General features: G+C 33.2%; 11 protein-coding genes. 5 read left to right on the top strand and 6 right to left on the bottom strand.

The window, feature by feature from the left end:
• Positions 1-223 precede the first annotated feature (223 nt).
• The 4 genes from EYR00_RS12905 to EYR00_RS12920 form a co-directional block, all read right to left on the bottom strand.
• Positions 224-2,767 (bottom strand): family 16 glycosylhydrolase, encoded by a 2,544-nt coding sequence (locus EYR00_RS12905; RefSeq protein WP_003537151.1) that lies wholly within the window; start codon positions 2,765-2,767, stop codon positions 224-226.
• 310 nt (positions 2,768-3,077) lie between these two features.
• Positions 3,078-3,818, bottom strand: coding sequence for an alpha/beta hydrolase (locus EYR00_RS12910; protein WP_003537150.1), 741 nt, complete (start codon positions 3,816-3,818; stop codon positions 3,078-3,080).
• The gene (locus EYR00_RS12915) at positions 3,818-4,060 is read right to left on the bottom strand and encodes a hypothetical protein (RefSeq protein ID WP_003537149.1); all 243 of its coding nucleotides are present in this window, start codon (positions 4,058-4,060) and stop codon (positions 3,818-3,820) included. The genes EYR00_RS12910 and EYR00_RS12915 overlap by 1 nt, the downstream gene beginning before the upstream one ends.
• Entirely contained in the window at positions 4,060-4,746 is a 687-nt protein-coding gene (locus EYR00_RS12920; RefSeq protein ID WP_003537148.1) for a tRNA threonylcarbamoyladenosine dehydratase, read from the bottom strand. Before EYR00_RS12920 ends, EYR00_RS12915 begins: the two co-directional genes overlap by 1 nt.
• Positions 4,747-4,883: 137 nt before the next feature.
• On the opposite strand from EYR00_RS12920, the gene EYR00_RS12925 reads away from it, so the two are divergent.
• Both EYR00_RS12925 and EYR00_RS12930 read left to right on the top strand, forming a co-directional pair.
• A complete protein-coding gene (locus EYR00_RS12925) occupies positions 4,884-5,114 on the top strand; it encodes a helix-turn-helix domain-containing protein (protein ID WP_003537145.1) in 231 nt (76 codons plus the stop codon).
• Between the two features lie 91 nt (positions 5,115-5,205).
• Entirely contained in the window at positions 5,206-5,424 is a 219-nt protein-coding gene (locus EYR00_RS12930; protein WP_008790949.1) for a helix-turn-helix domain-containing protein, read from the top strand.
• Between the two features lie 29 nt (positions 5,425-5,453).
• On the opposite strand, the gene thrB is transcribed toward EYR00_RS12930, so the two are convergent.
• Together thrB and thrC are read right to left on the bottom strand one after the other, a co-directional pair.
• Entirely contained in the window at positions 5,454-6,347 is an 894-nt protein-coding gene (thrB, locus tag EYR00_RS12935; RefSeq protein WP_003537141.1) for a homoserine kinase, read from the bottom strand.
• A 9-nt stretch (positions 6,348-6,356) separates the two neighbouring features.
• Positions 6,357-7,841: a threonine synthase gene (gene thrC, locus EYR00_RS12940; protein WP_003537139.1), complete on the bottom strand. Its 1,485-nt coding sequence runs from the start codon at positions 7,839-7,841 to the stop codon at positions 6,357-6,359.
• A 329-nt stretch (positions 7,842-8,170) separates the two neighbouring features.
• Here thrC and EYR00_RS12945 point away from each other — a divergent pair, with 329 nt between their 5' ends.
• From EYR00_RS12945 to EYR00_RS12955, 3 genes are read left to right on the top strand one after another with little or no spacing between them, the layout of a single operon-like run.
• Positions 8,171-9,325 (top strand): homoserine dehydrogenase, encoded by a 1,155-nt coding sequence (locus tag EYR00_RS12945; RefSeq protein WP_003537138.1) that lies wholly within the window; start codon positions 8,171-8,173, stop codon positions 9,323-9,325.
• A 1-nt stretch (position 9,326) separates the two neighbouring features.
• Positions 9,327-10,568: an aspartate kinase gene (locus EYR00_RS12950; protein ID WP_003537136.1), complete on the top strand. Its 1,242-nt coding sequence runs from the start codon at positions 9,327-9,329 to the stop codon at positions 10,566-10,568.
• Between the two features lie 3 nt (positions 10,569-10,571).
• Entirely contained in the window at positions 10,572-11,606 is a 1,035-nt protein-coding gene (locus tag EYR00_RS12955) for an aspartate-semialdehyde dehydrogenase (RefSeq protein ID WP_003537130.1), read from the top strand.
• Positions 11,607-11,697: the final 91 nt, after the last annotated feature.

The raw sequence follows: 11,697 nt of genomic DNA on the forward strand, positions 1-11,697 counted from the left end.
GAACATTCTCATTATAAATACTTCTATATTTAATGTCAATGATTTTTCTACAAATAAATTACCTTATTATCATATATTTTTCTATTTTTGACTTTTAAAAAAACTCTAGAATAAAAACACCATTTTAATCATTATTTTTATTCATTAATTACTGTTACTATTTAATATTTAACTCATTTAAAAAGACAGTGCTAGAAATAATCAATAGCACTATCTTTCTATTTTAATTATACTTTCTTTTTTTAAACAATACTAAACCGCCCGCAGATAATAACAATGATGTCATAATTGCACCTAAATATGTATTATCACCAGTTTTAACACTTGTATTAGGTTTATTTTCTGGTTTTACCTCAGGTTTCACTTCAGGTGTAGGAGCATCAATTTTAACTAATTTATCAATTGCTTCTGTTAATTGAGCATAAGCTGATTCAATTGCTTCTTTGTCACCTGATGTTATCGCACTTCTTACTTTTGCTAAAGCAGTACTTAATATATCTAGTGACTCTTTAGTATAAATATCTGTTTTCCCTAAAAATTCTTCACCTTTAGCAATCACTTGATCTAATTCTGCTTCTGTTACATATTTCTCAAGATTAGCTATAGCTGTATTTAAAGCTCTAATTGCTTCTTCTACAGCCTCTTTATTAGCACTTGTATCATTTAATACTTTAGTCGCTTCTTCGATTACTGTATTTAATTTTTCAATAGTTGCAGCTTTATATACATCTATCTTAGCTGCTTCAGCTGTTGCTTCTGCTAGCCTAGCTTTTAAACCTTCTTTATCAACGACAACTGCATTAACTACAACTTTTACTGTTTTTGAATATTCACCATTGACATATTTTACATCATATTCATCTGCTGTACCTGTAATTTTTGTTTCTGGATCAACCCAAGACCATCCTTCTGGTAATGCTACATTTGCTAATTTATCACCAACGATTCCATTTAATTTAAAATCACTAGGGAAAGTACGTTCAGCAACTGTTAAAGTCATCGTTTTACGAGTGAATTTATAATCACTTTCACGCTCTGGTCTATTTCCATCATATTCTATATCATTTGGAATAGCAGTATAATGAATGTTATATTTACCAACTGGTAATTTTGCTAAACTAGCTAGATCATCTTTGCCTGTACAAAGTAAATCAACACTAGTTAATCCACCTTCATTTTTAAACATATGTTCATTTTCAATTGAAAAATCTACAAAACTATTACGATTAGATGTAACACCAGCTAATAGATCAGGTGTTGCTCCTTCTTGCATTGTTACATCTTTTAACCCACTAATTTCTGGTGCAGCATCGTAATATTCTTTTGCTGCAGCTTTTTGTTCTTCATTTTGAGCATAATATACATAATCAATTGCAAATTCAGTTCCTGCTAAATTAGTTTCTACATCACCAGGCCAGTTTCCACCCATAGCTAAGTTTAATTGAATATATTGTGGACGATTAAAACATTTTTTTGCAGATTCACCCCAAGTTGGATTAGTTAAATCTAGGGTATTATAAATCACTCCATCGACGTACCATTCAATTTTATCTGGTGACCAATTGATACCAAATACATGATAATCATCATTGAAATCAGCACCGCTTGGGTTTGTATATGCTTTTCCCCCAGAACCAGTTGTATCTTGATCCCATTGATCACCGATATTTTTATCATAAAAATGTGGTGTCCCCCATACTTGTTTATTTCGAGCTTCACCTTCATAACCACCTAATAATTCCATGATATCGATTTCACCGCAACGTGACCATCCATATCCTTGTTTACCATTAATCTTTCCATCAAGTGTAAAATCAGCACCTAATGTCCAAAACGCAGGGAATGCTCCTCTTCCTTTTGGTAATTTTGCTCTCATTTCAATTCTTCCGTATAAAAATTCTTGTTTTCCATGAGTTCTCACACTTCCAGAATTATAGATTACTTGACGATTACCACGAGGATTTTTATATTGATCTTCTTTTGCACGATCAGTAGCCTTTAAAACTAAGTTTCCATCACGCATAAATACATTTTCGTCACTTTTTACATAGTGTTGTTGTTCAACACCACGAATACTTCCTAATTCATATCCCCAGTCACTTGTATCTAATTGCGATTCATTAAAATCATCAGCCCATAAAATATCATAATTTGAATCTTCTTCGCTGTCTCCACCGATAAGTTCTACATCATCAAAATAAACAGTAGAATTTTTCAGTGAGTCACTTGCATTCCCATCTACCCAACGTGCAACACCAACAACATATGCTGTTTCTGATGATGTTGTAAATTCTAATTCTACTTCTTCCCATCCGTTGGTAGGACTAATTGGCTTATCCTTAAATGTTTTCGGAGCGTTTAATCCTCCCGTCTTAACATCCAAGGTAATTGTATCATCAGAATTTTCGCTTGAAAACTTAACTTTTGCTTTTAATGTATATTTAGTGTTTGGTTTCAAGGTCACTTCTTGCCAAATATGTCCATTAGCATGCAAATCAGTAGTTGCCCCAAGTTTCCCTGATTTACCAATAGTTACACCATCTTCAGCAACAACACCAGAATTTTGCCCTGCAATATTCCAGTTAGTAGCCCCATTATCAAAATTACCGTTTTTCAAAACTGAATCTTTTTTCATCTCTACTAGATCATATTGATGATCTACAGCCGCATTTACTGGTGAAATTGTAGGTACTGCTGCCATACTAGTTAACATTCCTGCAACTGCTACAGATGATAAAACTTTTCTAAAACTCCATCTTCTCTCCATAATGTTCTCCTTTTCTCGTATAGAATAGCGATTTAGATTATAACTTAATGTATTTATTGTCCCACTTACCCAATACAAAAGACCTGACTAAAAACAACACGAAAACACGGTATAAAATACCTTACACTAAAAGTGTATTAATCGTATTCTTTTAATCAGGTCTTGCCTAATCTAATAGTAACAATCCTATCGCAATATCATTATATATTCTTTCATCACTAAAAGTCAATATTATTTTAGTAAATAATCATAGTTAATTTACTTTCATTTTAGTAAATTAACTAACAAAAAAAGTAGAGCATAACTCTACTTACTTTGTTAAAAAATCCAACGATAATTTTAAAACTTCTTTAATATGTTCAACAGTATCATAATTATGGTTTGCCCCTTCAATTGGTACAAATTTTAATTGTTGATTAAACTTGGGAACATATATTTTACTAATATCAAATGGTACAGTTGTATCATTTGTACCATGAATTACTAATAATTCATTTTTATATGTATCTAGATCAGCATAAAAATCTCTAGCCAAAATATCATCTACAAATGTCTGAGAGATTTCATAACCGCCATGATCATATAATCCATTAGAACTTGGCTCAACCTTACCAGTAAGATAATCTAAAGCTGCTGGTAAATTAAAAGCAGGAGCCCATAATACTAATTTGCTAATTACTTGTGGATATAACTTCGCTAATTCACTAGCAACTGCACCGCCCATAGAATGTCCTAAAACATAAATTTCAGTACAGTTTTCCATTTTTAATGCTTCCTCTAGAATAACACGTGCACAAGCCAACTCATCTTTAAAAGTCATATCTTTAAAATTAAGATCACTTTCCCCACTACCTAAAAAATCAAATCTAAATGTAGCTATTCCTTTTGCTTCCAGCATCCTTGCTAATTGAACATAACAAAACTTCGTCCCCGTCTTTTGACCGGTAAAGCCGTGAAAAATTATACATACTGGATGTCTATCTAAATCCGGCTTATGAAAAAATCCTCTCATCGTTCCTTTTGGAGTAGGAATTTCACAATAATGTTGCATTACAACACCTCGTGCGCTTTTTTAAAGCGTTTAATTCCACCATTATTAATGTATTGGTTTGTAATATTACGAATATTTGCTTCTTCAAAATCACCACCAATAAATAAACATGTATCCATAATTTCACCAGTTAAAGCAAGCCAGATTTCATCACTAAAATCTTCTTCAGTAATCATCTCTTTGACAATTTTTAAACAATTATCAATGTAATCATCCTTATTAATTTCTGTAATTCCTTCCATTATTCTTCCTCCTTCACTAATTCTTTTATTACATACCCCGCAATCATCAGACCAGCTACACTAGGAACAAAACTCACACTACCTGGTGTACTGCCGTCAACTTCTTGCGGAGATTCTGTCGAATATAAAATAGGACATTTTTTTATGCCCCGATTCTTTAGTTCACGACGCATTACTCGTGCTAATGGACACACACTAGTTTTATAAATATCTGTGATTTCAAAACGGCTTGGATCTAATTTATTACCTGTTCCCATTGATGAAATGACTCTAACTCCAAGGTGCTGACAATTTTCAATTAGTGCCAATTTAGCCTTAACAGTATCAATTGCATCAACCACAAAATCACAATCTTCAAAAATAGTTTCCATTCCTTGATCTGGTAAATAAAACTGTTGGTAGGTAGTGATCTTTAGATTAGGATTAATATCTAAACATCGTGCTCTAGCAACATCTACTTTATTCATCCCAATCGTTGAATGCAACGCATATAACTGACGATTCAAATTAGTTATATCAATAATATCATGATCAACCAAAACTAATTCGCCGATCCCGTTTCTAACAAGAGCCTCAACTACATAGCTCCCAACTCCCCCTAAACCAAAAACTGCAACTTTTTTATTTTGAAGACACTCGATCCATGAAGATCCTACCATCCTTGTAATTCTTGCAAACTGTTCCATATTCCACCTCGTGCTTATTATAAACTAATCTATCTCTTTTATAAAGAATAAGCAAATAATTTTTTCTTAGTCCAATTTAGGACATTTATGCATAGACCAATAAGGTCCACTCTATAATAAATTTAGGTGGTGGTTTTATGTATTACAAAAGAATTCGCGATTTAAGAGAAGATAAAGACCTTACTCAAAAACAATTAGCAGAATATTTAAATGTCTCTCAAAAATCTTATTCTCGTTACGAACGAGGAGAAAGAACCATCGATCCAGAGATTTTATCCAAACTCGCAACATTTCATGAAACCACTGTTGATTACTTGATCGAACGTACTGATGATAAAACTGATTACACTAAGAAAAAACGGCGCTAGTTAACTAGCGTTTTATTATTTTAGACCGTTTTGGTCTAAAAACTTCTAGTCCTAATTAGACTAATCTATAATTGAAAAAGGCGGTGATATGATGCAATACAAACGATTAAAAGAGCTTCGAACTAAATATGGCTACACTCAAGAAAAAGTAGCCAAATATTTACATGTCGATCAAAAAACATACTCCCGCTATGAACTAGGTCAACACGAAATGACGCCTGATACGCTTGGAAAACTTGCAACTCTCTATGATACCTCCGTTGATTATCTAATTGAAAGAACTGATAATATAAAAAGTTTTACTAAATAAAAAACGTTTGATGTTCCAAACGTTTTTTATTATTCATAATCAGCCGTGTAACCACGATTATCTAATTCCAATTTCACAACTTGCCAATCTTTAATTAATGCACCTAGCTCTTCTTTAATCCGAACTACACCCATCTTATCCTCACCACGAATAACAGCCATTATTGTTGGACCAGCCCCCGACAAATAAGCCCCAAGTACTTTTTCATCTTGTTCTAAAACTCCCATGATTTCATTAAAGCCTTTAATTAAATCACCACGATATGGTTGATGCAAACGGTCTTTAAAGCCTAATTTTAGCCCCTCATCATATCCATTAATCAATGAAGCAACCATCAACGCTAAATGAGATACGTTTTTAATCGCGTCAGCTCTTGGCAAAACCTGTGGTAAAACTGATCTTGATTGTTCAGTTGATAATGTAAATGGCGGAATCAATGTAACAAACCGATAGTCATGTTTAACAGGGATATTTAATGTTAATACATTATCTTCTTCCATTACTGATACTGTCAAGCCTCCAAAAATTGCCGGTGCCACATTATCAGGATGACCTTCAATTGCAGTTGCTAATTCTAGAATTTCTTGTCGATCTTCAACTTTATCTTTAAAAGCAAAAGCCCCAACGATTCCTGCTACAATACAAGTAGAACTACTACCCAATCCACGGGTATAAGGAACATCCCCACTACATTCAATATTTACGCCTTGATATTCTAAGCCACAAATTTCAGCAGCTTGTTTAAAAGCCTGGTAGGTCATATTTTCTTCATTACAAAACTGTTCTGGACAACCAGTAATATTTAAACCTTGATCAGCCAGTTCAAAGGTAAAGGTATTATATAAAGTCAGTGCCAACCCTGCAACGTCAAATCCGGGTCCTAAGTTAGCACTTGTCGCTGGTACTTTTACTTTTACTTTCATGCTAACCTCCTACATTGCTTCTATTTCTGATTTGATAAAACTAATAATCTCAGTTTTATCAATCGCTTCTTTATGTAACACTTCACGCTCTTTAATTCCTGCTAATGCTTGAGGCACAGGAACACCAGTCTTTTCACTTAATTTATCAATTGCTGTATAAACATCAAGTTCTTCCCCATAAATAGCTTGATAAACTGATTCAGGGAACTTATAAGGAGATGCAGTTGATAATAATACTGTTTTAGTATGGTCTCCAGTCTCCTGCTGATATTGTTTTAGAACACCATAACCAATGGCAGTATGCGTATCTAATAAATATCCAGTTTCATTGAAACATGTTTTAATTGTAGTTAAGATTTCATCTTCACTTAAACATCCTGCTTTAAACTGATCTTTAATTTTAGCAAAAGTTGCATCATCTACTTCATAAACACCTTCGCTATTTAATTTATCCATATATTGACGAACTTTTTCTCCATCACCATCAGACATAAACCAAACCAATCTTTCTAAGTTACTAGATACTAAAATATCCATAGCTGGAGCATTTGTTTTATAAAACTCACGATTTGCATCATATTTACCAGTAGTAAAGAAATCTGTTAAAATATTATTTTTATTTGAAGCACAAACAAATTTATCAATTGGTAAACCCATTTTTTTAGCAAAATATCCTGCTAAACAGTTACCAAAATTACCACTAGGAACACAGAAATTAATCTTATCTCCTAATTTGATTTCGTTATTTCTTACTAATTCAAAATAACTATGGAAATAGTAAACGATTTGAGGAATCAAACGTCCGACATTGATTGAATTTGCAGATGATAAGAAAACATTATGTTGATCACTTGCAACTTTCAATTCTTCAGATGCAAAAGCTTTTTTTACCGCACTTTGAGCATCATCAAAATTACCGTGAATTCCTACTACCTTAACATTCTTTCCTGTTTGACTGACCATCTGTTGTTGTTGAATCGCAGATACCCCATCCAAAGGATAGAATACTTTGATACAAGTTCCCTCAACATCTTTAAAACCTTCTAATGCCGCTTTACCAGTATCGCCACTAGTAGCTGCTAAGATCATTACTTCACGTTCCTCTTTTAATTGTTTTAAAGATAACGTCATTAAATAAGGTAGTAACGATAATGCCATATCCTTGAATGCTGCCGTTTGTCCATGGAATAGTTCAGCAACATAAACATCACCAGCCTTTTTTACTGGTACAACGATTTCTGGAAATAATCCTTTTCCATACGCATTTAAACACGCATCATGAATCAATTCTTTTCCTTCTTCAGGTACAAATGTACTTAATACTTCAGTTGCTAAATCAACATAATTCAATTTAGATAAAACATCTAAATCCATCTTTGTAAAATCAAAATCCGGCACTAATAACCCACCGTCTTCCCCAATTCCTTGGACGATAGCCTGATAAAAATTAATCTCTTTTTGTTGGTTTCGTGTACTTATATATTTCTTTTCCATTGTTCATCCCCCTGTGTGATTTAAACTATTGTATACAATTTATTTATATAAGTCAATACATACTTATTATAACATATCAAAGTAAAATAACTTTGATTATTTCAATTATTATTGATTACCATTGACTATTGTATACAATCGTGGTAATATGTCATAAATTAGGAAATTGGAGGACCGAGATATGTTATCAATGAACATGTTTGCAATAATTATGGCAACGATTAGTTCCATTATTGTGCATGCTCAATAATATATTGGTTCTGCTATTTATTTAATGATATTGGGACCTTATTTTAAAGGTCTATTTTTATTATATAAGGGGGAATTAGATGAAAATCGGTGTTATCGGACTAGGTACTGTTGGTTATGGAGTTATCGAAATCCTAACTAATGAAAGAAAACGTCTCGAAAAAGTCATTAATGATGAAGTAATGATTAAATATGGTTGTGGTCTTGAAGAGGTTGATCTACCAGAGGGGGTAATTTACACAAAAGACTTTAATGATGTTATAAATGATCATGAAATTGATGTTGTAGTTGAATTGATTGGTGGAGTAACTGTCGCTAAAACAATTATTTTAGAAGCTATAAGAAATGGTAAACATGTTGTTACTGCCAATAAAGCATTATTAGCCCATGATGGTAAAGAAATCTTTATGGCAGCAAAAGAAAAAAATGTCCACATTTTCTACGAAGCTAGTGTTGGTGGCGGAATCCCTGTTTTAGTCAGCCAAAAAGAAAGTTTAGTCGCTAACAACACAAAAGAAATCATTGGTATATTAAATGGAACAACAAACTTTATTTTAACTTTGATGGAAAATGAAAATTTAGATTTTGATGAAGCTTTGACCATTGCCGATGGCCTAGGTTATGTTGAAGCAAATCCAGCATTGGATTTAGATGGAATCGATGCTGCCCATAAAATTTGTATTTTAGCTCAAAATGGATTTAAAAAATATATTGATTTTGATAAAATTAGTGCTAGTGGAATCCGTAATGTAACTAAAGTTGATATGGATTATGCTAAAAAACTGGGATATCGTTTTAAGATGATTGCTCAGGCAAAAGAAGTTAATAACGGAATTGGAATTGATGTCGCAGCTACTCTAGTTAGTAAAAAAGAACTAGTAGCAAACGTCATGGATGCATATAATGTAGTAGAGATCGATAATGACTATGTTGAAAATGTTATTTACTACGGTAAAGGTGCAGGTCGTTATGTTACCGCTTCTGCAGTTGTAAGTGATATAATTAAAACTACCCAAGTAGAAAGATGGGATCATGATTATGAAGACTGCTCAAACATCTACCCGATTACTAAATCTAAGTATTATCTTAGAGCAAATAAGCCATTAGATGTTGATTATGAAATGTACTTCACTGAAAAACACGATCACATCTACATTACTCATGAAATTGAGTTAGCAGATCTAACTACAGATCTTGGTGATACAGAATACACAATTTTCAAAGTGAGGGGATAAAATGAACATAATTGTCCAAAAATTTGGTGGTACTTCCACTCGTTCGCGTGAATCACGTTCAACCATGTACAACAATATTATTAGAGAAATCAATAATGGTAATAAAGTTGTTGCGGTTGTTTCGGCGATGGGTCGTTATGATGATCCATATGCTACTGATACACTATTATCAATTGTTAATACCCAGCAGTTAACAGATGAGGAGATTGATCGTCTAACTAGTATTGGTGAAACAATTTCAACTTTAGTTTGTAAAGGAGAAGTTGCTTCTCTCGGTTATCGAGCGGCAACAATCACTAATTCAGAATTAGGAATTGTTACAGATTCAACTTTTAATAACGCAACGATCAATAAGGTTGAAGGTAAAGATATTATTGAAAAATTAAAATACGCTGATGTCGTATTTTGCCCTGGTTTTCAAGGGCATTCTATCCATGGTAAAATTACCACTTTAGGTCGCGGGGGGAGCGATTTATCAGCAGTTGCAATTGGGGTAGCAATTGATGCTAGTGAAGTAGAGATATACAGTGATGTAAATGGAATCTACACTGCTGATCCAAGATTAGTTCCTGATGCTCTTAAATTGGATTGTATCAGTTATGCAGAAATGCTGGAACTAGCTAAAAATGGTGCTAAAGTTTTAAATCACCGTTGTGTTCAATTAGCAGCTAGTCACAATATTGCAATTCACGCCCGTTCTTCATTTGAAGACACTAAAGGGACATATGTTATAGGAGATGAGCGCATTATGAAAGAAAATTTAAATCAATTAATTATTTCCGGAATCACCGGTTCACAAAATGAAGCGCGGATCACTTTAGTTAAAGTAGATGCCACCAACAATAGTGCGGGAAGCTTATTTGAAAAAATTGCTGATGCTGGCGTTAATGTAAATGTATTTAATCAAGCATTAGTTGGAGGCGGAAGAATGGATATTTCACTAGTTATTAGTGATGTTGATGTTCCTACTGTCGTTGATATTATCAATGATTTAAAACCACAGTTAAATGCTGATCGTATCATTGTCCGTGGTAACATTGGTAAAGTATCGGTTATTGGGGTTGGAATTAAAAATAATCGTGGAATGTTCCAAAAAGCATATAATACATTAAGCAGCAATGGTATTAATGTTGAAATGACATCTTGCTCAGAAATAAATATTTCTTGTTACATCGATCGTGACGATGTTAAAAAAGCACAAATTTTATTACATGAAGCGTTTTTAGGAAAGGTTGGTAAATAAAAAATGAAAAAATATAAAGTTGCAGTCGTGGGGGCTACTGGAGCCGTCGGAAGAGAAATGTTAAGATGTATCTTCCAATTTAAATTTCCTTTTGAAAGTATTAAATTATTAGCATCAGCTCGTAGTGCAGGAAAAGTTGTTGAATTTGAAGGTCATGAATTTACTGTTGAAGAATTAACAGAAAATAGCTTTGAAGGTATCGATGTAGCGTTTTGGTCTGCCGGGGGAAGTATTTCTGAAAAATATATGCCATTCGCTGTTAAAGCTGGGTGTGTCAATATTGATAATACTAGTCATTTCAGAATGGATCCTGAGGTGCCATTAGTAGTACCTGAAGTAAACGGAGAAGCTTTAAGAAATCATAAAGGAATTATTGCTAATCCAAACTGCACTACTATCCAAATGGTTAGTGCTTTAAATCGTTTAAATGAATATTTTGATATCGAAAGAATCATCGTTTCTACTTATCAAGCGGTTTCAGGAGCAGGTGTTGCAGGAATGGAAGAATTATACCGCCAGTCTCAAGAAATCTTAGATGGTAAAGAACCTGTTGCCAAAACATTACCTTGCGCTGGGGATAAAAAACATTTTCCAATTGCTTTCAATTGCATTCCACAAGTTGATAAATTTGATTTAGACAATCATTTTTCTAAAGAAGAAATGAAAATGGTTAATGAAACTAAAAAAATCTTCAATAAAGATATCAAGGTCAATGCTACTTGTGTTCGTGTTCCTGTACTTCGGGGACATTCTGAATCAGTATATATTGAAACTAAAAAACCAATCGATATTGATAAAGTATTCGAGCTACTAAACAATTCTACTGGGGTTGAATTATATGATGATATTGAAAATCAAATCTATCCAATGGCTAATTTATTTGTTGGAGATGAGTTAGTACACGTTGGACGTGTTCGTAAAGATTTAGATAACCCTAACGGATTAAGTTTATGGGTAGTTGCCGATCAATTAATGAAAGGTGCTGCTTACAACTCTGTTGATATTGGACTTAAAATGATTGAAATGGGCTTAATTTAATAAAAAAGGAATTTTATTCGATGGTGATATGCCCCTTGTTAAGTAGATAAGGTAAATAACCAAAATCTACTTAAGGAGGAGCGTACCATAG

It is taken from the genome of Thomasclavelia ramosa DSM 1402, assembly GCF_014131695.1.
GTDB classification, from domain to species: Bacteria; Bacillota_I; Bacilli_A; order Erysipelotrichales; family Coprobacillaceae; genus Thomasclavelia; species Thomasclavelia ramosa.